The sequence below is a fragment of the Pseudomonas sp. PAGU 2196 genome (assembly GCF_022179005.1).
Classification (GTDB): Bacteria; Pseudomonadota; Gammaproteobacteria; order Pseudomonadales; family Pseudomonadaceae; genus Aquipseudomonas; species Aquipseudomonas kermanshahensis.
Genome location: NZ_BNTL01000003.1, coordinates 1 through 24411 on the forward strand (window position 1 = coordinate 1; position 24411 = coordinate 24411).

General features: G+C 63.4%; 21 protein-coding genes. 7 read left to right on the forward strand and 14 right to left on the reverse strand.

Features of this window, described 5'->3' with window-relative positions; all coding sequences use genetic code 11:
- Positions 1-97: 97 nt before the first annotated feature.
- The 3 genes from xseA to leuA all read left to right on the forward strand — a co-directional run bounded on the left by xseA (position 98) and on the right by leuA (position 4395).
- Positions 98-1477: an exodeoxyribonuclease VII large subunit gene (xseA, locus tag MFF34_RS03450; protein WP_238210269.1), complete on the forward strand. Its 1380-nt coding sequence runs from the start codon at positions 98-100 to the stop codon at positions 1475-1477.
- A gap of 3 nt (positions 1478-1480) precedes the next feature.
- Complete coding sequence (locus MFF34_RS03455; protein WP_238210271.1) at positions 1481-2308, forward strand: M23 family metallopeptidase; 828 nt, start codon at positions 1481-1483, stop codon at positions 2306-2308.
- 413 nt (positions 2309-2721) lie between these two features.
- A complete protein-coding gene (gene leuA, locus MFF34_RS03460) occupies positions 2722-4395 on the forward strand; it encodes a 2-isopropylmalate synthase (RefSeq protein ID WP_085272692.1) in 1674 nt (557 codons plus the stop codon).
- A 56-nt stretch (positions 4396-4451) separates the two neighbouring features.
- On the opposite strand, the gene MFF34_RS03465 is transcribed toward leuA, so the two are convergent.
- From MFF34_RS03465 to zwf, 4 genes are all read right to left on the reverse strand, one after another.
- Entirely contained in the window at positions 4452-5192 is a 741-nt protein-coding gene (locus tag MFF34_RS03465) for a monalysin family beta-barrel pore-forming toxin (RefSeq protein ID WP_238210273.1), read from the reverse strand.
- A 181-nt stretch (positions 5193-5373) separates the two neighbouring features.
- Positions 5374-6048: a bifunctional 4-hydroxy-2-oxoglutarate aldolase/2-dehydro-3-deoxy-phosphogluconate aldolase gene (locus tag MFF34_RS03470; RefSeq protein WP_238210276.1), complete on the reverse strand. Its 675-nt coding sequence runs from the start codon at positions 6046-6048 to the stop codon at positions 5374-5376.
- A gap of 17 nt (positions 6049-6065) precedes the next feature.
- Positions 6066-6779: a 6-phosphogluconolactonase gene (gene pgl, locus MFF34_RS03475; RefSeq protein WP_238210279.1), complete on the reverse strand. Its 714-nt coding sequence runs from the start codon at positions 6777-6779 to the stop codon at positions 6066-6068.
- Entirely contained in the window at positions 6766-8235 is a 1470-nt protein-coding gene (gene zwf / locus MFF34_RS03480; RefSeq protein WP_027595671.1) for a glucose-6-phosphate dehydrogenase, read from the reverse strand. Before zwf ends, pgl begins: the two co-directional genes overlap by 14 nt.
- A 211-nt stretch (positions 8236-8446) precedes the next feature.
- Here zwf and hexR point away from each other — a divergent pair, with 211 nt between their 5' ends.
- Positions 8447-9310 (forward strand): DNA-binding transcriptional regulator HexR, encoded by an 864-nt coding sequence (gene hexR, locus MFF34_RS03485; protein WP_172960401.1) that lies wholly within the window; start codon positions 8447-8449, stop codon positions 9308-9310.
- Here the strand turns inward: hexR and MFF34_RS03490 are convergent.
- The 10 genes from MFF34_RS03490 to edd all read right to left on the reverse strand — a co-directional run bounded on the left by MFF34_RS03490 (position 9303) and on the right by edd (position 21341).
- Positions 9303-10157 carry a D-hexose-6-phosphate mutarotase gene (locus tag MFF34_RS03490; RefSeq protein WP_027595669.1) on the reverse strand — a complete coding sequence of 285 codons (855 nt, stop codon included), beginning with the start codon at positions 10155-10157 and terminating at the stop codon, positions 9303-9305. The genes hexR and MFF34_RS03490 overlap by 8 nt on opposite strands.
- Positions 10158-10274: 117 nt before the next feature.
- Positions 10275-11618 carry a carbohydrate porin gene (locus tag MFF34_RS03495; protein WP_238210281.1) on the reverse strand — a complete coding sequence of 448 codons (1344 nt, stop codon included), beginning with the start codon at positions 11616-11618 and terminating at the stop codon, positions 10275-10277.
- 41 nt (positions 11619-11659) lie between these two features.
- Entirely contained in the window at positions 11660-12814 is a 1155-nt protein-coding gene (locus MFF34_RS03500) for an ABC transporter ATP-binding protein (protein ID WP_238210283.1), read from the reverse strand.
- 3 nt (positions 12815-12817) lie between these two features.
- The gene (locus tag MFF34_RS03505) at positions 12818-13663 is read right to left on the reverse strand and encodes a carbohydrate ABC transporter permease (RefSeq protein ID WP_099428424.1); all 846 of its coding nucleotides are present in this window, start codon (positions 13661-13663) and stop codon (positions 12818-12820) included.
- A complete protein-coding gene (locus MFF34_RS03510) occupies positions 13656-14564 on the reverse strand; it encodes a carbohydrate ABC transporter permease (protein ID WP_027595665.1) in 909 nt (302 codons plus the stop codon). Before MFF34_RS03510 ends, MFF34_RS03505 begins: the two co-directional genes overlap by 8 nt.
- A 135-nt stretch (positions 14565-14699) precedes the next feature.
- A complete protein-coding gene (locus MFF34_RS03515) occupies positions 14700-15986 on the reverse strand; it encodes an ABC transporter substrate-binding protein (RefSeq protein ID WP_099428423.1) in 1287 nt (428 codons plus the stop codon).
- 145 nt (positions 15987-16131) lie between these two features.
- Positions 16132-17586, reverse strand: a complete 1455-nt coding sequence (locus MFF34_RS03520; protein ID WP_238210292.1) for an ATP-binding protein — start codon at positions 17584-17586, stop codon at positions 16132-16134.
- On the reverse strand, positions 17567-18292 hold the full coding sequence (gltR, locus tag MFF34_RS03525) for a two-component system response regulator GltR (protein ID WP_238210309.1): 726 nt from the start codon (positions 18290-18292) through the stop codon (positions 17567-17569). Before gltR ends, MFF34_RS03520 begins: the two co-directional genes overlap by 20 nt.
- A 266-nt stretch (positions 18293-18558) precedes the next feature.
- Entirely contained in the window at positions 18559-19518 is a 960-nt protein-coding gene (locus tag MFF34_RS03530; protein ID WP_238210311.1) for a glucokinase, read from the reverse strand.
- Positions 19515-21341 carry a phosphogluconate dehydratase gene (gene edd, locus MFF34_RS03535; RefSeq protein WP_099428419.1) on the reverse strand — a complete coding sequence of 609 codons (1827 nt, stop codon included), beginning with the start codon at positions 21339-21341 and terminating at the stop codon, positions 19515-19517. Before edd ends, MFF34_RS03530 begins: the two co-directional genes overlap by 4 nt.
- A gap of 263 nt (positions 21342-21604) precedes the next feature.
- Here edd and gap point away from each other — a divergent pair, with 263 nt between their 5' ends.
- The 3 genes from gap to MFF34_RS03550 all read left to right on the forward strand — a co-directional run bounded on the left by gap (position 21605) and on the right by MFF34_RS03550 (position 24403).
- Complete coding sequence (gap, locus tag MFF34_RS03540; RefSeq protein WP_027595659.1) at positions 21605-22606, forward strand: type I glyceraldehyde-3-phosphate dehydrogenase; 1002 nt, start codon at positions 21605-21607, stop codon at positions 22604-22606.
- A 230-nt stretch (positions 22607-22836) separates the two neighbouring features.
- Positions 22837-23349, forward strand: coding sequence for an RNA polymerase sigma factor (locus MFF34_RS03545; protein ID WP_238210313.1), 513 nt, complete (start codon positions 22837-22839; stop codon positions 23347-23349).
- 91 nt (positions 23350-23440) lie between these two features.
- Positions 23441-24403 (forward strand): FecR domain-containing protein, encoded by a 963-nt coding sequence (locus tag MFF34_RS03550; protein WP_238210316.1) that lies wholly within the window; start codon positions 23441-23443, stop codon positions 24401-24403.
- The last annotated feature ends 8 nt before the right edge of the window (positions 24404-24411 follow it).

Sequence of the window (24411 nt, forward strand, 5' to 3'; positions counted from 1 at the left end):
GCGCTCGATCTCCCAGGCGCTAAAAATCTAACGCCCTACACCCGCACGCCCCCAACCCAATTCCCGCCACCCCCCGATGTCCTTTATGATGCCCGCCATGATCAGAGACCCTTTCGAACGACTCGGCCTGGACCGCGAGGTCCTCACCGTCAGCCAGCTCAACGGCCGCGCCCGGGTGCTGCTGGAAGACGTATTCCGCAGCGTCTGGGTGGAAGGCGAGATTTCCAACCTCGCCCGCCCGGCCTCCGGCCACATGTACTTCACCCTCAAGGACAGCGGCGCCCAGGTGCGCTGCGCGCTGTTCCGCCAGAACGCCACGCGGGTCCGCCAGGCCCTGCGTGATGGCCTCGCGGTGCGGGTGCGTGGCAAGGTCTCGCTGTTCGAGGGGCGTGGCGACTATCAGCTGATTCTCGACACCGTCGAACCAGCCGGGGACGGCGCCCTGCGCCTGGCGTTCGAGGCCTTGAAAGAAAAACTCGGCGCCGAAGGCCTGTTCAGCGCCGAACGCAAGAAGCCGCTGCCGGCCCACCCACAGCGCATCGGCATCATCACCTCGCCCACCGGCGCTGTGATCCGCGACATCATCAGCGTATTCGGCCGCCGCGCCCCGCAGGTCGAACTGAACCTGATCCCCACGGCGGTACAGGGCCGCGAGTCCATCGCCCAGATCGTGCGCGCCGTACAACTGGCCGACAGCCTCGGTTTCGATGCGCTGATCCTGGCGCGCGGCGGCGGCTCACTGGAAGACCTGTGGAGCTTCAACGAGGAAGCCGTGGCACGTGCCGTGGCCGCCTGTGTCACGCCCATCGTCAGCGCCGTTGGCCATGAGACCGACGTGTCGATCTGCGATTTCGTCGCCGACGTACGCGCCCCCACGCCATCGGCCGCCGCCGAACTGCTGGCCCCCGACAACAGCGGCCTGCAGCAACGCCTCGACGGCCTGCAACGGCGCCTGCTGCTGCGCATGCAAAACCGCCTGAGCCACGACCGCCTGCGCGTGGAATCGCTGGCCCGACGCCTGCGCCATCCGGGTGAGCGCCTGCGCCAGCAAGCCCAGCGCCTGGACGACCTGGACATGCGCCTGCGTCGCGCCTTCCTGAACAACCTCAACCAGCGCCGCGAGCGCCTGGGGCGCCTCGACACGCGCCTGGCCGCGCAACACCCGGGCCGCACCCTGAAGCTGCTCAACCAGCGCCTGGACAGCCTCGCCGAACGCCTGCCCCGGGCCATGCGCGAGGTGCTCAAGGACCGCCGCCAGCGCTTCCAGGCACAACTGCAGACGCTGCAAGTGGTCAGCCCGCTGGCCACCCTCGCCCGCGGCTACAGCATCCTGCTCGATGAGCGTGGCCAGGCCATCCGCAGCGCCGAGCAAACCCACAACGGCCAGCGCCTGACCGCCCGCCTCAATGAAGGCGAACTGCAGGTGCGCGTCGAAGACAACCACCTGACGCCCATCACCCTCTCACTACTGGACTGACCCATGCCCCGCCTGTTCGCGCCCCTGCTCGCCCTTTCCCTGCTGTTGCTGGCCAGCGGCGCCCAGGCCAGCTATATCACCCGCGCCTTGAACAAACCGGTGCCCGGCGGCGTGGCGGTGGTCGATCTAGGGCCCGGCAGCGCAGCGCCGAACGCGCGCTTTGACGGCAAGCCGGTCCTGGTGGTCAAGGAGCAGGACAACTGGTTGGCGATCGTCGGCATTCCGCTGACCCAGAAGCCCGGCACCGCGGTGTTGAACCAAGGTGGCCGCAACCTGCCCTTCACAGTCGGCAGCAAGAACTACCCCGAGCAGCGCATCACCCTGAAGAACACGCGCCAGGTCAACCCAAACCCGGCCGACCTCAAGCGCATCGACCGCGAGCTGGCCGAGCAGATCAAGGCCTACCGCAGCTTCAGCCCGACCTTGCCGAGCAACCTGATCCTCGACAAACCGGTCAGCGGCCCGCTGTCGAGCAAGTTCGGCGTGCGCCGCTTCTTCAACGGCGAAGAGCGCAACCCGCATGCCGGGCTGGACTTCGCCGTGCCGGCCGGCACGCCAATCAAGACCCCGGCCAATGGCCAGGTGATCCTGGTGGGGGATTACTTCTTCAATGGCCGTACCGTGTTCGTCGACCATGGCCAGGGCTTTATCAGCATGTTCTGCCACATGTCGAAGATCGATGTGAAGGTTGGCCAACAGCTGCGCCGAGGCGATGTGGTCGGGCGCGTGGGGTCGACCGGGAGGGCGACCGGGCCGCACATGCACTGGAATGTCAGCCTGAATGATGCTCGGGTCGATCCCGCTATCTTCATCGGCGCATTCCAGCCCTGAGATCGGCAGCGCCTGCTTCGCGGGTAAACCCGCTCCTACAGGGATCGCGAAACCCTGTGGGAGCGGGTTTACCCGCGAAGAGGCCGTCACAGTCGACATCACTTCCCCTCTGTTGCGCCATCGAAATATACCGCGCAACAATTCAAAGACCTGAATTAATTTTCAGCGATAAAATCTCGCCACTCAGCTTTTTTTAAGCATTTATCTCAATTTTTTACGAACACTTGCCATCCCTCACCCCACTGGTTAGGGTTGAGGCATGAAAACCTTCAGCACCCTCATTCTGCTCCGACAACATCGCAGCCTCTGCCTGGTCAGTGCCCGACTACCAGGGTGAATCGCGTCGCCTCGCCTTTTCATCTCGTTATTGCTCGGCAGGCCCGATCTCGGCCGCATACAAAAGGATTGCTTCCATGACCATGCTCAAAGACCCTTCGAAGAAATACCGCGCGTTCCCGACCATCGACCTGCCTGACCGTACCTGGCCGTCGAAAACCATCACTGCAGCGCCGATCTGGTGCAGCTCCGACCTGCGTGATGGCAACCAGTCGCTGATCGAGCCGATGGATTCGGAGAAGAAGCTGCGTTTCTGGAAGACTCTGGTGCAGGTTGGCGTGAAGGAAATCGAAGCCTCGTTCCCGTCCGCTTCGCAAACCGATTTCGACTTCGTACGTACCCTGATCGAAGACGGCCACATCCCGGACGACACCACCATCCAGGTGCTGACCCAGGCCCGTGAAGACCTCATCGCCCGTACGTTCGAATCGCTGCGCGGCGCCAAGAAGGCCATCGTCCACCTGTACAATGCCACTAGCCCGTCGTTCCGCCGCATTGTCTTCAACCAGGACAAGCAAGGCGTAAAAGACATCGCGGTGAACGCGGCCAAACTGTTCGTCAAGTACGCCGCCCAGCAGCCGGAAACCCAGTGGACCTTCCAGTACTCGCCTGAAACCTTCAGCGCCACTGAACTGGAGTTCGCCAAGGAAGTCTGCGACGCGGTTATCGAGGTGTGGAACCCGACCCCTGAGCACAAGTTGATCCTCAACCTGCCGGCCACCGTAGAAGTCGCCACGCCGAACATCTACGCCGACCAGATCGAGTGGTTCTGCCGCAACATCAGCCGCCGTGACAGCGTGATCATCAGCCTGCACTGCCACAACGACCGCGGCACCGGCATCGCCGCCACCGAATTGGGCCTGATGGCCGGCGCCGACCGCGCCGAAGGCTGCCTGTTCGGCAACGGCGAGCGTACCGGCAACGTCGACCTGGTGACCTTGGCACTGAACCTCTACACCCAGGGCATCGACCCGCAGCTGGACTTCTCCGACATCGACGGCGTGCGCAAAGTCGTCGAAGAGTGCAACCAACTGCCGGTGCACCCACGTCACCCGTACGTGGGCGACCTGGTCCACACCGCGTTCTCCGGCTCGCACCAGGACGCCATCCGCAAGGGCTTCGCCAAGCAACAGGAAGGCGAGCTGTGGGAAGTGCCCTACCTGCCGATCGACCCGGCCGACATCGGCCGCAGCTACGAGGCGGTCATCCGCGTCAACAGCCAGTCGGGCAAAGGCGGCATCACCTACCTGCTCGAGCAGGAATACGGCATCAGCCTGCCGCGCCGCATGCAGATCGAATTCAGCCAAGTGGTACAGGGTGAAACCGACCGCCTCGGCCTGGAAATGACCGCCAAGCAGATCTACAGCCTGCTGCAGAAGGAATACCTCCAGGCCAACGCCCCGTATGCGCTGGTCAGCCACCGCCTGCAGGAAGAAAACGGCCACAGCGCCGTGGAAGTGGAAGTCGCCGGCGAAGGCGAAACCACCCTGCACTGGCGCGGCAAGGGCAATGGCGCCCTGGAAGCCCTGGTGGCCGGCCTGCCGATCGCCGTAGAAATCATGGACTACAACGAGCACGCCATTGGCGCTGGCACCAATGCCAAGGCGGCAGCGTACATCGAGCTGCGCGTAGCCGGCGGCCGCCCGGTGCACGGTGTGGGTATTGACGAGAACATCACCACTGCCAGCTTCAAGGCCTTGTTCAGCGCGCTGAACCGGTCGCTGAGCCAGCAAGAGGCTAAAGCGGCGTAAGGCCAAGCCAGACAAAAAAAACCGCATCCAGGATGCGGTTTTTTTATGCCTAGCGATTAGTAATGCGACCCCGGCATGTCGAACGCCGAGTAATCTATCGACCACATGCCTCCGTTGACCTCGGGGTCGTAACCTTCCATCAGCGCCGCCTCCTGAATGTCAGCCCAGCTCAAAGGTGCTGAAGAATTCTTCGAAGTGACCGGCACAATGGTGTTGGTCGCGATCGAGGTCATGAAGAACAAGTCTTCCCTGTCACGCTGTCGGGCGGTTGGCCTGGCGATAGTCTTGGCATACTTGAACAAATGAGCAAGCGGCCCAGCCGACGTAGCGCAGTGGGCATACGCGATGTGCACCTGATAGATGTTAAAGGTACCCGGCCCTTCCATTTCTATCTTTTGGCTGCGCGTGGTGGAGCCTGTAATACCTTCAGTGGAGCTATGGGTAAGCTTCAACTCACCGCCGGCAACAGCAATAAATCCCCCGCCTAGGGAGAGGTCAGCTTCAATGGACGAGGTGACCGAGCTGCTATAACCATTGACTACTGCGACCTCTTGTTGGTGCTTGACCTTGGTCGGCAGGCGAACAGTGTTCATATGCACCAAGTAGGCCATAACTGGAACACTGTAGGTCCCCCAGTTTTCGGCGCCGATCCTCATGTCGCCATAAACGGTATCGCCGTAAATCCAACAACCCGGCGTCACACTTTCGACTTGATCGCCAAATAGATAATTCTCGATTTCGTACGATCCCTCTACATGCTCGAAGCCTGCGATGATCCGCTTTGTCTTGTCGCTCATACTGTCTCTCCTGCGTAAAAAAGAACTGCGTTAGGGGTTGGCTATTGCCCAACCGACCCTAACGGGCTCTCCTTGCAGCAGGCATCAGGAGACAGTTCCTGCACGCTGACGGGAAGCAATGCACGCCCATAAAAAAGGGCGCCGACAAGGCGCCCTGCAAACCACCCGCAACGACAGATTCTCAATCCAACAACGCCATCGCCTCGGCACTGCATGCCTCGATCCGCGCCCAGTCACCGTTCTTGATCCAGCTGCTGTCGAGCATCCAAGTGCCACCCACGCACATCACATTGGGCAGCGCCATGTAGTTGCGCACATTGGCCGGGTTTACCCCGCCAGTCGGGCAGAAGCGAATGTCGCCAAACGGGCCGCCAAACGCCTTGATCGCCGCCACGCCACCGCTGATTTCTGCCGGGAACAGCTTGAACCGGCGATAGCCCAAGGCGTAGCCCATCATGATCTCGGACGGCGTACTGATACCCGGCAGCAGCGGGATATCGCTTTGCACACCGGCTTCGAGAATGTCCTGGGTGATGCCCGGGGTGACCACGAACTGGGCGCCAGCCGCTTCGACTGCCGCGAACATGCTGCGATCGAGTACAGTACCGGCGCCAATGCACAACTCTGGGCGCTGCTCGCGCAGCACCTGAATGGCCTTCAGGCCGTGCTGGGAACGCAGGGTCACCTCAAGGGTACGAATGCCGCCCGCAGCCAAGGCGTCGGCCAGCGGCAGGATGTCTTCCTCACGGGCGATGGTGATCACCGGCAGGATGCGCGCCTTGTCGCAGATCGCGTCGATCCGGGCGGCTTTGTCGGCCATCGAGAGCAGAGTCTGTGGGCGTTCAAGGGTGGTCATGACAGTGGATCCTTGGCTCATGGGCACCAGTAGATGTCCAGGGGGTCGTGAAGAAAGGCGCGTATCGGCATTTCGGTAAGGTCTTCGCCAGCCAGCGCGGCGCGCAGGGTAGCGAGTTTGCCCTGGCCTTGCACGGACAGTGCGGTAAACGCGGCACTGGCCAGCAAGGCGCGGCTCATCGACAGGCGCTGGTGTGGCACGCTGGGCGCCAGCATCGGCAGGCAGCGACGGGAGCTGTTTGGGGCCAGGCCTTCGTCCAGGTTGGGGCTGTTCGGGAACAGCGAGGCGGTATGGCCATCGTCACCCATGCCCAGCACCAACACGTCGATGGCGGGCAGGTCTGCCAGCGCCTGGTCGGCGTTGGCGGCGGCGCGTTCAAGATTTTCGGCCTGCTGATACAGGCCCATGAAGCGTGCCTTGGCGGCCGCGCCCTTGAGCAGGTGGCGGGCCAGCAGGCCGGCATTGCTGTCGGCATGCTCCACCGGCACCCAGCGCTCATCCGCGAGGCTCACGGTGACCTTCGACCAGTCCAGCGCCTCGGCGGCCAAGCGCTCGAGAAACGGCACCGGGCTGCGCCCACCGGACAACACCACGCAGGCCTGGCCTTTGGCGGCAATTGCCGCTCGCAGGCGCTCGGCCACATCCCGGGCCAGCGTTGCGGCCAGGGTCTTGGCATCCGCCAGTTCGTGCGCCTTCATCGCCGCCGGCAGTTGCAGTTCAGATATCGCCATACCACGCCCTCCCATCTCGTGTAATCAGTGCAATCGAGCTCATCGGCCCCCAGGAGCCCGCCGCGTACGGCTTGGGCGCATCACCTGCGCTTTGCCAGCCGGCGATCAACTGGTCGCACCATTTCCAGGCATATTCAATTTCATCCTTGCGCACGAACAGGTTCTGGTTGCCACGCATCACCTCGAGCAACAGGCGTTCGTAGGCATCCGGAATCCGCGCGCTGCGCCAGGCATCGGAAAAATTCAGCTGCAACGGGCCGCTGCGCAGTTGCATGCCCTTGTCCAGGCCTTGCTCCTTGGTCATCACCCTTAAAGAAATACCTTCGTCCGGTTGCAGGCGGATGATCAGCTTGTTACCCACCTGCAAACGTTGTTCCGGGGCGAAGATGTAGTGCGGTGTTTCCTTGAAGTGGATGACGATCTGCGACAGCTTCTGCGGCATGCGCTTGCCGGTGCGCAGGTAGAACGGCACGCCCGACCAGCGCCAGTTGCGGATGTCGGCGCGCAGGGCAACGAACGTCTCGGTGTCGCTCTGCGCGTTGGCGTTGTCTTCTTCCAGGTAACCGGGCACCGGTTTGCCGTCGCTGTAACCGGCAATGTATTGGCCACGCACCACCCGGGTGCTCAGCCCTTCGCCGGTGATCGGTGCCAGGGCCTTGAGCACCTTGACCTTCTCGTCGCGAATGCTGTCTGCCGAGAGTTCGCTGGGCGGGTCCATGGCGATCAGGCACAACAGCTGCAGCAGGTGGTTCTGGATCATGTCACGCAGCTGGCCGGCCTTGTCGAAATAGCCCCAGCGGCCTTCGATGCCGACCTTTTCGGCCACGGTGATCTCCACATGCGAGATCGAATTCTGGTTCCACTGGGTTTCGAACAGGCTGTTGGCAAAGCGCAGCGCGATCAGGTTCTGCACCGTCTCCTTGCCCAGGTAGTGGTCGATGCGGTACACCCGGTTCTCGGGGAAGAACCGTGCCACGGCATCGTTGACCCGGCGCGACGACTCCAGGTCGTGGCCGATCGGCTTTTCCAGCACCACACGGGTACGGGAGGCCAGGCCGGCTCTGTCGAGGTTCTCGCAGATGGCGCCATAAACGGCTGCCGCCGTGGCGAAATAGGCAATCAAGGGCAACTCGCCCGGCAACTGCTCAGCCAGCGCCTGGTAGCCCTCGGGCTGGAGAAAATCCAGGTGCTGGTAGCTCAGCCGGCCAAGGAAGCGGCCCAGTGTCGCGGGCTCGAGGTCGGCGTCGGGGACATGCCGGCGCAAATGCGCTTCGATGGTGTTCAGGTGTTCCTGCGCACTGCCGCTCTCGCGGGCCAGCGCCAACAGACGCGTGTCCGGGTGCAGCAGGTCGGCGCGGTCGAGCTGGTAGAGCGCAGGAAACAGCTTGCGCAATGCCAGGTCGCCCAGGGCGCCAAACAGGGCAAAGGTGCAAGGTTCGACACTGATCGCAGCCATGATGTTGGTTCTTTCCTAAAGTTGGTCTAGGAATACCGCTTTCACATACGGTTTTCAAGGGGTAATGTAGTAAAACTAACAACATTACCGACGAGTATTACAGACAAGTGGTGCGCCACACGCACCGACAGTACGATAGACGACCGTGCAAAAGGCCTGCTGCTCCGTCAGCCGGCTGTCTTCCCGACCCAAGGACACACCCATGGACCGCGTGCGAAACCTCCTGGAACAGATCCAGGGACGCCTCGACGAGCTGAACAAGGCCGAACGCAAAGTCGCCGAAGTCATCCTGCTCAACCCACAACAAGCCACCCGGTTCAGCATTGCTGCGCTGGCCCAGGCGGCCAAGGTCAGCGAACCGACCGTCAACCGCTTCTGCCGTTCGTTCGGCGTCAGCGGCTACCCCGAGCTCAAGCTGCAACTGGCGCAGAGCCTGGCCAGTGGCGCTGCCTATGTCAGCCGCGCGGTCGAGGCCGACGATGACCCTGCCGCCTACACCCAGAAGATTTTCGGCAGCGCCATCGCCTCGCTCGACAGTGCCTGCCAGCAACTCGACCCGCAGCAGGTCAGCCGCGCCGTGGACATGATGATCCAGGCCCGGCAGATCCACTTCTTCGGCCTGGGTGCCTCGGCCCCCGTGGCGCTGGACGCCCAGCACAAGTTCTTCCGCTTCAACCTGGCGGTGTCGGCCCACGCCGACGTGCTGATGCAACGCATGCTGGCCTCGGTGGCCCACACCGGCGACCTGTTCGTGATCATCTCCTACACCGGCCGCACCCGCGAGCTGGTCGAGGTGGCGCGCGTGGCCCGCGAAAACGGCGCCTCGGTACTGGGCCTGACCGCTGCCGGCTCGCCGCTGGCCCAGGCCTGCAGCCTGAGCCTGCACATTCCGTTGCCAGAAGACACCGACATCTACATGCCGATGACCTCGCGGATCATCCAGCTGACCGTGCTCGACGTGCTGGCCACCGGCATGACCCTGCGCCGCGGCGTGGACTTCCAGCCGCACCTGCGCAAGATCAAGGAAAGCCTCAACGCCAGCCGCTACCCGATCGAGGACGACGAGCTCAACTGAGCCGGTGCGCCTGCAAACGCAAGTGGGCACGCTGCCCCGGGGCCAGGCTGAGGCCCTCGCCACTGCCGCTGGCGGCTTCGACACAGACAAAGCCCAGGCACTCGCGACCGCTCACGCCCATCAGCGGGCGATTGCCCGGGTGCCAGACCACGGTATCGTCGCTGTCACCGGTATCGATGCACAGTTCCCGCTGCCAGGCCGGGTCCTGTAGCTGCACCCGCGGGGTGCCCGGGTACACTTTCTGGCAGCCGCCCTTGAGCTTCAGCGCGCCATCTTCGCGGCAGGCCTGGCGGTTCAGGCGGTCGTAACCTTCGATATCCTCGAGCCCAGACAGCGCTATCTCGGACACGTCACTGATACGCCAGTACGCCAGCAGCGCATGGCTCAGCTGGCACGGTTCGCTGTCCTGGTGCTCGGTGCTCAGGCTCAGCTCCATACGGCTGCCCAGCCGCGCATGCAGGTCGACTTGCCAGTCGCACAGGTCCAGGCGCCACTTCAGCGTCACACCCTCTTCATCCTCGCGGCTGTCCACCAGCTTCCAGTCGAGCAGGCGCGCCCAGCCATGGGCCGGCCACAAGTCTTCGCTGGGGTGGCGGCCATACCAGGGCCAGCATACCGGCACCCCGCCACGAATGGCCCCCACTTGCGGCCACTGTTCGGCGCACCACAGCCAGGGCCGTTCGCCGGCCGGTTGAAAGTGCAGCAACTGCGCGCCCTGCCGGCTGAATACCGCCTGGCACCGGGGGTGGTCGATGATCAGCACATCGCGCTGCTGGTAACGCTCCCACTCGAACGTCGGCCGGGGCCGTTGCGAGGAAAAGAAGCGATGTAGCGGATGTTCGGGCATGGTTCAGAGCTCTTGTTGTTTGAGATAGCGCTGTCTCGGCCTATCCCCGACAACCACTGCAAGCCAGTGGATGCCGGGAGCCGAAAATGGATTGGCGTAAATTTACAACAAATGCCCTCAGAATGACGACTGAATCTTCAAGCCCGCGACCAGCGCGTTATCCACCTCATCCACCCCACCGGGGCTCTTGATGTACTGAAGGTTCGGGCGCACGGTCAGCCAGTTGGTGACGTGGAAGCCGTAATAGAGCTCGGCGTTGTACTCGGTGCGCTGCAGCGGCACGAAGCCTGGGTTGTCGTAGTCGTTGATGCCGCTCTGGCCATTGAGCAGCTCGGCGCGCTTCTTCACGTCGTCGTTGACGTGGATCCGCGCCACGCCAAAGCCGATGTCATCCTTGGGCCGAGCATCGAAGGCGCCCTTGTACACCAAGCCGACCTGCTGGTAGTTGTCGACCACGTTGGTGGCCTTGTCGTGCACGGTAAAGTTGGCAAACAGGCTGAGGCCACGGTTGACGTCACCGGCGTGGGCCGTGACCTGCTGCTGCGCCACCACCCACCAACCGTGCTTGCTCGAGTGCGACTTGAAAGCGGCGCCCGTCAGGGCCTGGGGGTTGCCATTGACGTCGTCGTACACGTCGTCGGCCTTGGCCGTGCTGTAGTAGTAACCCAGGCGGTATTCACCCGGTAGGCCATTGACCTTGGGCGACCACACCGCCTCCACCGGCAGGATCGCACCCTTGGTGCCGCTGCCGCTGAGTTTGAAGCCGTTGCCGGTTTCAAGGTTCGAGGGGTTTTGCTCGAAGGCGCCGACCTGGACGAAGAATTCCGGCGTGATGTTGTATTTGACCCGCAGCGCCCACTGGCTGACCGGCCAGTTGTACCAGATGCCACCCACCCAGTTGCCCACCTGCGAGCCGCAGAACGCCAGGTTCTGGAAGTCGCAGGGGAAGCTGTTGAAGTCCTCGCCTTCGCCGAAGCGGCCGAACTTGACGTCCAGCGCCCCGTCGAAGTACTTCTGCTTGACCCACATCTGCGTCAGCCGCCAGGTCTGGCCGCGCCCCCACACTTCCTGCACCGAGCTGAACTGCCCGGCACGCGGGTCGCTGATGCGGTCGTTGGACAGGTTGCGGCCGCTGCGCTCGGTGATCGCCAATTTGAATTCGGCATCGTGCCAACCCAGGATCTTCTGCAAGTCCAAGTGCGCGCCAAGGGCAAACTGGTCGCTGTAGCGCGCCGTCTTGTCGTCGTTGTAGCCGCCGTTGAGGTTACCGGCCACTTCGCCGACGTAGTCGAGGGTAAAGTCGTAGCCTTTATCCAGCAGTTCGGTGCGGGTGCCGCCCCAGTCGCCGGTCATCCATTTTGACTCGCTGGAGAAAGCCTCGGCGGCCTGCGCCCCACTGCTGCCCACCACGGCAAGCAAGGCCAACGAGCCCAAGGTCTTGATGCGATTGCGCTGTTCCATCCCTTTGCGTCCTCTTTTTTCTTATTGATGGTGTAGACGATTCAACGGCTCTTGAAGTGAGTCACGTTGTCCTTCACTGAAGCGTTGGCGGTGTTCACGTCCAGGCGCTCACCGCTGGCAGCGTCGAACAGCAGCACCCGCGCCGGGTCGAATTGCAGGTTGAGGCTGTCGCCAACCCGGCACGCCACATCTGGGGCCAGGCGGCAGCAGACCTTGGTCTGGTTGAGGGTGACGAACACCAGCAGGTCAGGCCCGGTGGGCTCGGTCACCTGCACTTCGGCGCGAATACCGGGCAGGCCGTTGCCCTCCCCCGTGCCCATGGCGATCTGCTCGGGGCGGATGCCGAGGATGATCTCGCGCCCGTCCAATTCATCACTGGCCAGGCCCAAGGGCAGCTCACAGCGCGCTTGGCCGCTGTCGAGCAGCGCCAGCAGGCGCCCCTCTTGCCGGGCCAGACGAGCTGGGATGAAGTTCATCGGCGGCGAGCCGATGAAACTGGCGACGAACTGGTTGGCCGGGTCGTTGTAGATCTGCTGCGGGGTGCCGAACTGCTGGATGATGCCGTCCTTCATCACCGCCACTTTGTCGCCCAGGGTCATGGCTTCGATCTGGTCGTGTGTGACATACACCGTGGTGGTTTTCAGGCGCTGGTGCATCAGTTTCATTTCGGTGCGCATCTCGACCCGCAGCTTGGCGTCGAGGTTGGAAAGCGGTTCGTCAAACAGGTAGATCTTCGGCCGCCGCGCCAGCGCCCGGCCCATGGCCACACGCTGCTGCTGGCCACCGGACAACTGCGCCGGCTTGCGCGCCAGCAGGTGCTCGATCTGCAGCAGCTTGGCCACCCGCGCCACCTCTTCGTCGATGGCAGCCTGGGGCATCTTGCGAATCTTCAGGCCGAACTCGATGTTCTCGCGCACGCTCATGGTCGGGTACAGCGCGTAGGACTGGAACACCATGGCGATATCCCGGTCCTTGGGGCTCATGCCGCTGACGTCCTGGTCATCGATGAGGATCGCGCCGCCGCTGATGTGCTCGAGGCCGGCGATGCAGTTCATCAAGGTCGACTTGCCACAGCCCGAAGGGCCGACCAGGATCAGAAACTCGCCGTCCTTGATCGACAGCTGGATGTCCTTGAGGGTGTCCGGCAGGCCGCTGCCGTAGGTCTTGTTCACATTGCGAAGTTCTAGCGTTGCCATGACTTACCCCTTGACGGCACCGGCCGTGAGGCCGCGGACGAAATACTTGCCTGCCACCACGTAGACCAGCAGGGTTGGCAGGCCGGCGATCATCGCCGCCGCCATGTCGACGTTGTATTCCTTGGCCCCGGTGCTGGTGTTGACCAGGTTGTTGAGGGCCACGGTGATCGGTTGCGAGTCGCCGCTGGAGAACACCACGCCGAACAGGAAGTCGTTCCAGATCTGGGTGAACTGCCAGATCAGGCAGACCATGATGATCGGTGTCGACATCGGCAGGATGATGCGGCGGAAAATGGTGAAGAACCCGGCACCGTCCAGGCGCGCGGCCTTGACCAGCGCATCGGGGATGCTCACGTAGAAGTTGCGAAAGAACAGCGTGGTGAAGGCCAGGCCGTAGACCACGTGCACCAGCACCAGGCCACCGGTGGTGCTGGCCAGGCCGAGCTTGCCAAGGGTGAACGAGGCTGGCAGCAACACGGTCTGGAACGGCAGGAAGCAGCCGAACAACAGCAAACCGAAGAACAGCTGCGAACCGCGGAAGCGCCACATCGACAACACATAGCCATTCAGCGCGCCAATGGCCGTGGAGATCAGCACCGCCGGTACGGTGATCAAGATCGAGTTCCAGAAGTAACCACTGACGGTACCCCAGGCCTTGACCCAGCCAATGCCGCTGACCACCGTCGGCCAGCTCAGCAGGTTGCCGGTGCTGATGTCTTCCGGGGTTTTGAAGCTGGTCAGCAGCATCACCACCAGCGGTACCAGGTACAGCACCACGGCCAGCAGGAGTACCGCGTGAATGGCCAGGCGGCCGAGGCTCAGCGCCGGTTTGTCGGCAGGGCTATGCATGGCGTTTGCTCCGCAGCTCCGAGTACAGGTAAGGCACGAGGATCGCCAGGATCGCCCCGAGCATGAGGATAGCGCTGGCCGAGCCCATGCCCATCTGGCCGCGGCTGAAGGTGAACGAATACATGAACATCGCCGGCAGGTCGGAGGAGTACCCCGGGCCACCGGCGGTCATCGCCGCCACCAGGTCGAAGCTCTTGATGGCGATGTGCGAGAGGATCATCAGCGCACTGAAAAACACCGGGCGCAGGCTTGGCAGCACCACGGTCCAGTAGATGCGCGGCAGGCTGGCGCCGTCCATTTGGGCGGCGCGGATGATCGACTGATCGACGCCACGCAGGCCGGCCAGGAACATCGCCATGATGAAGCCCGAAGCCTGCCATACCGCGGCGATCACCAGGCAGTACACCACCCGGTCAGGGTCGATCAACCAGTCCAGGCGAAAACCTTCCCAGCCCCAATCGCGCAGCAGTTTGTCCAAGCCCATGCCGGGATTGAGCAGCCATTTCCAGGCGGTGCCGGTGACGATCATCGACAGGGCCATGGGGTACAGGTAGATAGTGCGGATGAAGCCTTCGCGGCGGATGCGCTGGTCCAGCAGCACCGCCAGCAACACGCCGATGGCCAGGCTGATGGCGATGAACAGGCCGCCGAACAGCAGCAGGTTTTTGCTCGCCACCCACCAGCGGTCGTTATCGAACAGCCGCGCATACTGCGCCAGGCCCGCCCACTTGTAGGTGGGCAAAAAGGTCGAGGTGGTGAACGACAGCACGAAGGTCCACAGGATGTAGCCGTAGAAGCCGACCAGGACGATGAACATGCTCGGTGCCAGTACCAGCTTGGGTAGCCAGCGCTGGAGAGCGTCCAGGGGTGAGGCCCGCAATTGCGCGGTGGTTGTGGTCATGGTGGATCCCCATTTGGATAACGACGCGTACCCCTGTAGGGGCAGCCTTGTGCTGCGAAGAGGCCGGTGAAGTCACTGCAATCTTCAGCGCTGGCACTGGCCTCTTCGCAGCTCAAGGCTGCTCCTACAGATGAATTACTGGGCGGCCTTGATCGCCGCTGCCAGCTTCTTCGCCGCGTCGGCCGGATCGGCCTTGGGGTCGTTGATGTAGTTGGTCACCACATCGAAGAAGGCGCCCTGCACGGCCAGCGTGGTGGCCATGTTGTGCGCCATGCTCGGCTGCAAGCCGCCGGTCTTGGCGTCAGCCAGGAAGTCCTTGGCCGAGGTCTGGGCGCAGGCGTCGAAGCCGTACGCGCCCATGTCGGCGAGCATGTCGTTACGCACCGGGATCGAGCCTTTGTTGGTGCTGAACACCTTCTGGAAGTCCGTACCCAGCACCTTCCTGGCGATGTCCTGCTGGCCGGCCGCCGTGCCGGGGTCCTTCTGCTTGAACACCACCAGCGAGTCGATGTTGTACAGGAAGCCATTGCTTGTGCCGGGGAACGGCACGCACTGGTAGTCCTTGCCCGCGACCTTGTTGGCCAGGGTCCACTCGCTCTTGGCCCAGTCACCCATGATCTGCATGCCGGCCTTGCCGTTGATGACCTTGTTCGCCTCTAGGTTCCAGTCCTGGCCTTTGCCGTCAGGGTCCATGTAGGTGGCGATCTTCTTCAGCTCGGTCAACGCCTTGATCATGTCCGGGCCGGTCAGTGTGGCGTTGTCCAGGTCGACCATGGCCTTCTTGTAGCCTTCCACGCCCATCACCGACAGCGCCACGCTTTCGAAGACAGTGCTGTCCTGCCACGGCTGGCCGCCGTGGGCGAGCGGGATGAAGCCGGCCGCCTTGAGCTTGTCGGCGGCGGCGTAGAATTCGTCGAGGGTCGCGGGCGCTTTTTCGATGCCGGCCTTTTTGAAGACCTCAGGGTTGATCCACAGCCAGTTGGTGCGGTGGATGTTGACCGGCACGGCGACGTAGTCGCCCTCGTACTTGACGACGTTAGCGACTTTTTGGTCGAGCAGGCTGTCCCATTTTTCGTCCTTGGCCACGTCCTTCAGCACGTCGCTGTCGAGCAGGCCGGTCGCGGCCCAGTCCTGGATATCGGGGCCTTTGATCTGCGCGACACCTGGCGGGTTGCCGGCCACCGCGCGGCTTTTCAGCACGGTCATGGCCGTGGCACCGCCACCGCCGGCAACTGCACCGTCCTTCCAGGTAAAACCATCTTTCTCGACTTGCGCCTTGAGCACATCGACAGCGGCCTTTTCACCACCAGAGGTCCACCAGTGCACGACCTCGACATTGCCTTTGGCATCGGCAGCGAGGGCGCTGAGCGGGAACAGAGAAGCGAGGGAAATCGCGGCAGCGAGACGGAGCGTGGAATTCATCGAAGCACCTTTCTTGTTGTTATGCCGTGCAAGTCGGTCGCTTGCGTTGCATGCAGTCTAAGCGGCGTGGCCGACGCGCCAGGTAACGAAGCGATGCGCGAATGTCATCGTTTGGTGACATTCGCGGGGATACCCGCACACACGCTCACTCCAGCCCTCGCGGCAGATACAACGTGACCCGCAAACCACCCTCGCGCAGGTTGAGCAAGCTCACTTCACCGCCATGGCTATGGGCGATGTTGCGCGCAATCCCCAAGCCCAACCCGTACCCCTGCTGCTGCCCGGCCAGCCTGAAGTGCGGCTCGAACACCTGCTCCATCTGCTGCTGCGGCACCCCCGGCCCGTGGTCATCGACCTGCAGGACAAAGCCCTCGGCGCTGTCGATGACCCGCAACCGCGCGCGCTCGCCGTACTTGATGGCGTTGTCGATCAGGTTGCCGATGCAGCGGCGCAACGCCAGCGGCTTGCCCGGGTAGGGCGCCAGCGCTTGGCCCTCCACCGTGATGCGGCCATCGCCAAGGTAAGGCTCAGCCAGGATGTCCAGCACCTGGTTAAGGTCGACCGGTTCGATGTTCTCGTGGATATCGGTGTCTTTCACACACTGCAGCGCGCCTTTGACCAACAGCTCCAGCTCATCCAGGTCCTGGCTGAACTTGGCCTGCAGGCGCTCGTCTTCCAGCAGTTCGACGCGCAGGCGCAAGCGCGTGATGGGCGTGCGCAGGTCATGGGAAATAGCGCTGAACAGTTGGCTGCGTTCAGTCAGGTAGCGGCTGATACGCTCGCGCATGCTGTTGAAGGCCCGGCCGACTTCAACCACCTCGCTGCCCCCGCCTTCGGCCACAGGGGCCACATCGGCGCCCAGCGACAACTCCCGCGCAGCGCGCGCCAGGCGCTTGAGTGGCCAGCTTTGCCAGTGCACCAACAGGCCGATGAACAGCAACAGCAAGGCGGTGGTGAGCACGATGAAACCGATCTGCTGGCGGGGCAGGCGCTCGGCCTCAAGGCCGGTGTAGGGCTCAGGCAGCAGCGAGGCGATGTACAGCCACTCGCCCTCGCCCAGGCGGATCTGTGTCACCAGTACGGGTGGGTTGAGCGGCTCCAGGGTCAGCGAATAATGCGCCCAGGAACGTGGCAGCTCATCTAGTTTCAGGCCACTGTTGAAAATGCGCAGGTCATCGGGGGCGACGAACGCCACGCTGACTTCTATCTGCGGCCCCAAGCGTTCGTGCAGCACCTGCTGGAACACCTCGATCACCGCCTGCTTGCGTGGGGTGACGGGCAGCACCGGCATGTCCAGCGGCTTGTCGTTGAGCGACACGAAAAAGCGCGTGCCACCCATGCTGCGCAGCTGGTCGAGCACCATCGGCCGGTAGGCCACGGGCAGCGAGCGGAAGTAGCTGACGCTGGCACTCATCGAATGGGCCAGGCTGCTGGCACTGGCGCGCAGGCCTTGTAACTGGCTGGCACGCAGTTGAGCGACCCAGATGACGCTGGACAAGCCTTGGGCCAGCAGCACCACCAGCAAGGTCAGCAGCAGCATGCGCCCCAGCAGCGAGCGAGGCAGCAGGCGCCAGCGCCGCTCAGGAAGCGCAGCAGACATGGGCAGCCAGCAGGTAACCACTGCCACGCACGGTGCGGATCAGCCGAGGTGGTTTTTCGGTGTCGCGCAGACGCTGGCGCAGGCGGCTGACCGCCATGTCGACGATACGGTCCAGCGGCATCGGTTCACGCCCCCGGGTGGCATTGCCGATGGTGTCGCGGTCGAGGATTTGCTGGGGGTGATCGAGAAACAGTTTCAGCAGGGCGAAATCGGCACCCGACAGGATCACCTCTTCGCCATCGCGGTGGAACAGGCGGTGGCTGACCGTGTCCAGGCGCCAGTCATCGAAGGCCAGCACGGCGCTGCTCGGCGCCGCCTGGCCGAACTCGGCACGGCGCAGCAAGGCCTTGATCCGCGCCTGCAGTTCACGCGGGCTGAAAGGTTTGCCGAGGTAGTCGTCGGCGCCCAGCTCCAGGCCGATGACCCGGTCGGCTTCGTCAGAACTGGCGGTGAGCATGATGATCGGCACCCGCGCTTGACGCGGGTGTTGACGCACCCAGCGGCACAGGCTGAAGCCATCTTCATCGGGCAGCATCACATCGAGAATGACCAGGTCGCAGGGCTTGCTTTCCAGGGCCTGACGAAAGCCCCGCCCGTCGGCCTCGGCGTGTACCTGGAAGCCGGAGCGGCTCAGGTAGGTTTGCAGCAGTTCGCGGATTTCCTGGTCGTCGTCGACCATCAGGATCGATTTTCCGGCAGTGCTCAAGATGGTCCGTCCTCTTGTTGTGTGCAGGTCTTTTTGCCTGCTGTCGGGTATTGCTATTGGGGCTGCTTTGCAGCCCTTCGCAGCACAAGGCTGCTCCTACAGGAATCGCGCCATCCTGTATGAAGGGCAGCAAAGCGCCCCATCAATGATCCAGCGCCATCCTGGAGCAGCCTTGTGCTGCGAAGGGCAGCAAAGCGCCCCATCAATGATCCAGCGCCATCCTGTAGGAGCAGCCTTGTGCTGCGAAGGGCCGCAAAGCGCTCCCATCAGTGATCCAGCGCCTGCTGCAAAGCCACCCCGGCCCCCAGCAGCCCCGAAAACTCAGCCGTCACCAACCACACCGGCACCCCGGCAAAATACCCACTCATGCAGCCCTTGTCGGCAAAGCTCGTGGCAAACCCACTGCGCAGGAACAGCTCGGCAAACCGAGGGATCACCCCCCCGACAATATAAACCCCACCGCGCGCGCCCAAGGTCAGCACATTGTTGCCCGCCACGCGGCCCAGGAAGCGGCAGAACTGCTCGACCACCGCCAACGCCCGCGGCTCACCGCCCAGGGCGGCATCGGTAATCTGCGCCGGGGTCTTGTGCCGCGGTGTGTCGCCATCCAGCGCGCACAGGGCTTGATACAAGCGCACCAGGCCTCCACCACTGAGCACGGTCTCGGCACTGACATGGCCAATCTGGCTGTGAATCTGTTGGTGGATCGCGGCCTCGCGGGCATTGCCCACCGGCAGGTCGACATGCCCACCTTCACCAGGTAGCGCCTGCCAGTGCTGCTCGCCAAGGCGCAGCAGGCTGCCGACACCCAGCCCGGTACCGGGCCCGATTACCAGCGCAGGCCGCAGCGGGTCGGCATGGCCAGGGCACACCTCGTGAAACTCGCCCGCTTGCAGGCGGGTCATGCCCAGCGCCATGGCCGAGAAGTCGTTGATCAGCATCAGCCGCTCGACCTGCAGCGTGTTGCAGAACGCACGGCGGCTCAGGCGCCAATGGTTGTTGGTGAAGCGAAACTCATCGCCATCGACCGGCCCGGCCACCGCCAGGCACACCGCCGACAGGCCACCCCGGGCAATGCCCTGATCCTTCAGGTAGGCCTCGATGGCCTGCTCGGGGCTTGTGTAGTCCGCGGTGGCGAATACCTTCACCTGGTACAGCTGGTTGTCACGCCACAACGCAAAACGGGCATTGGTGCCACCGATGTCGCCAACCAGCAAGTCCTTCATTTGAGGTTCTCCAAAGCCGAGGTAAAGGCGCTGGCGCCCTGCTCGGCCGGGCTGAACGCCATGCGCATGAAGCCGAACAGTTCGCGCCCGCAACCCAGGTCATTGCCTTGGGGGGCGGGGGGCAGGTCACGGCTGGCCAGTTCTTCGGCCGATACCTTCACCTGCAGCGTGCCGGCGACGCCATCGACCCGCACGATATCACCCTCGCGCACGCGCGCCAGCGGGCCGCCATCGTAAGCTTCGGGGCACACGTGGATGGCGGCCGGGATCTTGCCCGACGCGCCCGACATGCGCCCATCGGTCACCAGCGCCACTTTGTAGCCGCGGTCCTGCAGCACACCCAGGAACGGCGTCAGCTTGTGCAGCTCGGGCATGCCGTTGCAACGCGGCCCCTGGAAACGCACCACGGCGACGAAGTCGCACTCCAGCTCACCGGCCTTGAAGGCATCGGCCAGCGACTGCTGGTCGTGGAAGATCCGCGCCGGGGCCTCCACCACCTGGTGTTCGGGGGCAACGGCGGAGACTTTCATCACCCCACGCCCCAGGTTGCCTTCCATCACCCGCAGGCCGCCTTCGGCTGAGAACGGCCGCGCCACTGGGCGCAGAATGCTTTCGTCCAGGCTCTGCGTCGGCCCTTCGCGCCAGACCAGCTTGCCGTTGTCGAGGAACGGCTCTTGGGTATAACGGCGCAAGCCATGGCCTGCAACGGTGTTGACGTCTTCGTGCAGCAAGCCGGCATCGAGCAGCTCGCGAATCAGGAAAGCCATACCGCCGGCGGCCTGGAAGTGGTTGATGTCGGCCTTGCCATTGGGGTAGACGTGAGACAGCGTCGGCACCACTTCGGACAGGTCGGCCATGTCTTGCCAGGTCAACTGGATGCCTGCCGCCTGGGCGATCGCCGGCATGTGCAAGGTGTGGTTGGTGGAGCCGCCGGTGGCGTGCAAGGCGACGATCGAGTTGACCAGTGCCTTCTCGTCGACGATCTCGCCCAACGGCATGAAGCTGCCACTGGCCTTGGTCATGCGCGTGACCTGCTGCGCCGCCTCGGCGGTGAGCGCGTCACGCAATGGCGTGTAAGGGTTGACGAACGAGGCGCCCGGCAGGTGCAGCCCCATCACTTCCATCACCAGCTGGTTAGTGTTGGCGGTGCCGTAGAAGGTGCAGGTGCCTGGGCTGTGGTACGAGTTCATCTCCGACTCCAGCAGCTCTTCGCGGCTGGCCTTGCCTTCGGCGTAGCGCTGGCGCACGTCGGCCTTCTGCTTGTTGGAGATGCCCGACAGCATCGGGCCACCTGGCACGAAAATGGTCGGCAAGTGCCCGAAGCGCAGCGCGCCCATCATCAGGCCGGGGACGATCTTGTCGCAGATGCCGAGCATCAGCGCGGCGTCGAACATGTTGTGCGACAGGGCAACAGCGGTGGACATGGCGATCACTTCACGGCTGGCAATGGCCAGCTCCATGCCCGGCTCGCCCTGGGTCACGCCATCGCACATGGCCGGCACCCCGCCGGCGAACTGGCCAACCGAGCCGACGTCGCGCAGGGCCTGTTTGATCTGTTCGGGGAAGTGCTGGTACGGCTGGTGCGCCGAGAGCATGTCGTTGTAGGCGGAGACGATGGCGACGTTGGCCGCGTTCATCAGGCGCAGGCTCTGCTTGTCCTGCGCGCCGCAACCGGCGACGCCGTGGGCGAAGTTGGCGCACTGCAAGCTGGCACGCATGGGTCCGTCACTGGCCGCGCCGCGAATCAGCTGCAGGTAGCGTTCACGGGTGGCACGGCTGCGTTCGACCAGCCGTTGGGTGACCTCAAGGATGCGCGGGTGCATGTACTGGACTCCAGGCTAACTGTAGGGGCGGCTTACCAGGCATTTCCCCTCCAAACGATTGCGACCTAGGCTCTAGGAAAGGGCCTGGAGGTCTCGCTGGGGTGGCCTGCCCGACCACTCGTTGTATGTTTAAACAAAATACTGCCACTAAAAAGGCTTGTTTTCTATCTGATAGTGAATAATCTTGTAATTCCAACAACAAAACCGTTTCAGTGAAGCCCCTTTGTGCCACAGGCCTCACTCGAACCGCCAGAGGTAATGCCATGACCCTTCGCATCGCCATCAATGGATTCGGCCGCATTGGGCGTAATGTCCTCCGCGCACTGTATACCCAAGGCTACCGCCAGGACCTGCAGGTCGTCGCCATCAACGACCTGGGTGACAGCGCCATGAACGCCCATCTGCTCAAGTACGACAGCGTGCATGGCACCTTCGACGCCAGCGTCGAAGCCGATCATGAAAGCCTGACGGTCAATGGTGACCGCATCGCAGTCAGTGCCATCCGCAACCCGGCCGAACTGCCCTGGAAGGCCGAAGCGATCGACGTGGTGTTCGAATGCACCGGGCTGTTCACCGAACGCGCCAAGGCCGCCGCGCACCTGGCCGCCGGGGCTGGCAAAGTGATCGTCTCGGCGCCAGCCAAAGGTGCCGATGCCACCGTGGTGTACGGGGTTAACCACGACGTGCTGCGCGCTTCACACCAGATCATTTCCAATGCCTCTTGCACCACCAACTGCCTGGCGCCCATCGCCCAGGTGCTGCACCGCGAGTTCGGCATCGAGCAGGGCCTGATGACCACTATCCATGCCTACACCAACGACCAGGTACTCACCGACGTCTACCACAGCGACCCCTACCGGGCGCGCTCGGCCACCCAGTCGATGATCCCCAGCAAGACCGGCGCCGCCGAAGCCGTGGGCCTGGTGCTGCCGGAGCTGGCCGGCAAGCTGACCGGTATGGCGGTACGGGTACCGGTGATCAACGTGTCGCTGGTGGACCTCACCGTCAACCTCAAGCGCGAAGCCAGTGCCGACGAAGTCAACCAACTGTTCCTGGAGGCCAGCCGACATTCCAGAGTATTGGGCTACAACGCCTTGCCTTTGGTTTCCTGCGATTTCAACCACAACCCGTTATCGTCGATCTTCGATGCCAACCATACCCGGGCCAATGGGCGGATGCTCAAGGTGCTGGCCTGGTATGACAATGAATGGGGCTTCTCCAACCGGATGCTGGATAACTGCCTGGCGTTGTGCAGCGCCCAGTAACCCAGCGGCATACGTTTCCCTGTAGGAGCAGCCTTGTGCTGCGAAGAGGCCGGTACAGCCCAGCATTTTCGGGGCGTCTACCGGCCTCTTCGCAGCACAAGGCTGCTCCTACAAGGGGATGCGCTAGTCAGGGTTAATCACAATCTTTACCATTTCTAAACACTTCCAGACTTGACCTTTGGTACAGATGATAAGCATTATCATTAACCTTTCGTCGGCCAGGTCCCCCCGTGAGTCAGTCCCGGTTCAACTCCGTCTTCCTCGTCCAGCGCCTCACCCTGCTGCGCACCCTGCAACGCATGGTGGGCAACCCCAGCACGGCCGAGGACTTGCTGCAGGAAACCTACCTGCGGGTGTCCCGTGCCTTGAGTGAGCGGCCCATCGAGCATATCGAACCCTTCGTGTTCCAGACTGCGCGCAACCTGGCCCTCGACCACCTGCGCGCACGCCGGGTGCAGGCGCGCATGCTGGTCGACGACGTGCCCGACGAGGTGCTGCACAGCATTGCCGCCCCCACCAGCAGCAGCGAAGACGCCGCCCACGCCGAGCAGTTGCTCGAGCACCTCAGCGTCAGCCTCAACCAACTGAGCGAGCGCCAGCAGCGCATCTTCATCCTCAGCCGCCTGCATGGCGCCACCTACCTGGAAATCGCCGAGCAATTGCACGTCTCGGCCAGCACGGTTCAGAAGGAACTGAAACTGATCATGGCGATCTGCATGGGCGTCGCCGACCGCCTCAAGTGAAACGACCACCGGCCCGCCAGGCAACGCAAAGCGCTTGCCACACCCCGCCTTAGCCTTGATCATTCGTGAATAACCCTTTCAAGGATTCACCGTGACCGACCACCCCGCCCCTCGCCCGACACCCGCCGGGCTCAATGCCCGTGCCCGTGCCAGGGACGAGGCGCTGGACTGGCTGGTACGCCTGCAATGCGCCGATGCACAGGACACCCAGGCCTTCGAAGCCTGGCTCAGCGCCGCACCGGAAAACGCCGAAGCCTACGTTGAAGCAGAAGCGCTGTGGAACGGCATGCCGCTGCACCAGGCTGCCGTGCAACTGCATCAGGGCCAGCGTCGGTCGTTGCGCGGGCGCCTGCGCAGCCACTGGAAGCCCTTGGCCACCGCGGCAGTGCTGCTGGTCGGCCTGTTCACCCTCGGCAACCTGCCCATGCGCCTGCAGGCCGACCACCTGACCGTGGTCGGTGAGCGCCAGCGCCTGCAGCTGGACGACGGCGCAAAAGTGCTGCTCAACACCAATTCGGCGTTTGCCAGCGACCTGCGCGAAGGGCGTCAGGTGGCCCGTCTGCTCCAGGGCGAGGCCTACTTCCAGGTCCCTGAGGGCGGGCAAGTGCCGCTCGAAGTCCAGGCCGGCCCTTTGCGCGCCCAGGTGCGTGATACCGACTTTGCCGTGCGTTACCTGGACGGCGAAGCCCAGGTGCGGGTACAACGTGGTGACGTTGACCTGCAGGCCGCCAGTGACCAGCGCATCCGCCTCAGTGCCGGCGACAGCATCAGCGTCGGCCCTCAGGGCTTTGGCCAGCGACAGCGCGCGGACATGCAGAAGGACCTGGCCTGGGTCGATGGCCGCCTGGTGTTCGAGAACTGCCCGTTGAGCCAGGTGCTGGCCGAGGTCAGGCGCTACTACCCGGGCTGGATCATCAACCGTAACGCCAGCCTCGAAGACGTTGCGGTGACCGGCAACTATCGCCTCGACCAACCGCTGGAAACCCTGCGTGCCTTGGCCCACATCACCTCTGCCCGGCTGCATGAATACCCCGCGGTGGTCATCCTCAACTGAGTGACCGC

What these genes read in the sequence shown, in the direction of transcription:
- gap (WP_027595659.1), top strand. Translation starts at nt 21,605, where the DNA reads ATGACCCTTCGCATCGCCATCAATGGATTCGGCCGCATTGGGCGTAAT.
- MFF34_RS03495 (WP_238210281.1), bottom strand. Translation starts at nt 11,618, where the DNA reads ATGGAACAGCGCAATCGCATCAAGACCTTGGGCTCGTTGGCCTTGCTT.
- MFF34_RS03530 (WP_238210311.1), bottom strand. Translation starts at nt 19,518, where the DNA reads ATGAAGGACTTGCTGGTTGGCGACATCGGTGGCACCAATGCCCGTTTT.
- MFF34_RS03465 (WP_238210273.1), bottom strand. Translation starts at nt 5,192, where the DNA reads ATGAGCGACAAGACAAAGCGGATCATCGCAGGCTTCGAGCATGTAGAG.
- leuA (WP_085272692.1), top strand. Translation starts at nt 2,722, where the DNA reads ATGACCATGCTCAAAGACCCTTCGAAGAAATACCGCGCGTTCCCGACC.
- pgl (WP_238210279.1), bottom strand. Translation starts at nt 6,779, where the DNA reads ATGGCGATATCTGAACTGCAACTGCCGGCGGCGATGAAGGCGCACGAA.
- MFF34_RS03455 (WP_238210271.1), top strand. Translation starts at nt 1,481, where the DNA reads ATGCCCCGCCTGTTCGCGCCCCTGCTCGCCCTTTCCCTGCTGTTGCTG.
- edd (WP_099428419.1), bottom strand. Translation starts at nt 21,341, where the DNA reads ATGCACCCGCGCATCCTTGAGGTCACCCAACGGCTGGTCGAACGCAGC.
- xseA (WP_238210269.1), top strand. Translation starts at nt 98, where the DNA reads ATGATCAGAGACCCTTTCGAACGACTCGGCCTGGACCGCGAGGTCCTC.
- MFF34_RS03510 (WP_027595665.1), bottom strand. Translation starts at nt 14,564, where the DNA reads ATGACCACAACCACCGCGCAATTGCGGGCCTCACCCCTGGACGCTCTC.
- MFF34_RS03515 (WP_099428423.1), bottom strand. Translation starts at nt 15,986, where the DNA reads ATGAATTCCACGCTCCGTCTCGCTGCCGCGATTTCCCTCGCTTCTCTG.
- MFF34_RS03520 (WP_238210292.1), bottom strand. Translation starts at nt 17,586, where the DNA reads ATGTCTGCTGCGCTTCCTGAGCGGCGCTGGCGCCTGCTGCCTCGCTCG.
- MFF34_RS03470 (WP_238210276.1), bottom strand. Translation starts at nt 6,048, where the DNA reads ATGACCACCCTTGAACGCCCACAGACTCTGCTCTCGATGGCCGACAAA.
- MFF34_RS03490 (WP_027595669.1), bottom strand. Translation starts at nt 10,157, where the DNA reads ATGCCCGAACATCCGCTACATCGCTTCTTTTCCTCGCAACGGCCCCGG.
- MFF34_RS03505 (WP_099428424.1), bottom strand. Translation starts at nt 13,663, where the DNA reads ATGCATAGCCCTGCCGACAAACCGGCGCTGAGCCTCGGCCGCCTGGCC.
- zwf (WP_027595671.1), bottom strand. Translation starts at nt 8,235, where the DNA reads ATGGCTGCGATCAGTGTCGAACCTTGCACCTTTGCCCTGTTTGGCGCC.
- MFF34_RS03500 (WP_238210283.1), bottom strand. Translation starts at nt 12,814, where the DNA reads ATGGCAACGCTAGAACTTCGCAATGTGAACAAGACCTACGGCAGCGGC.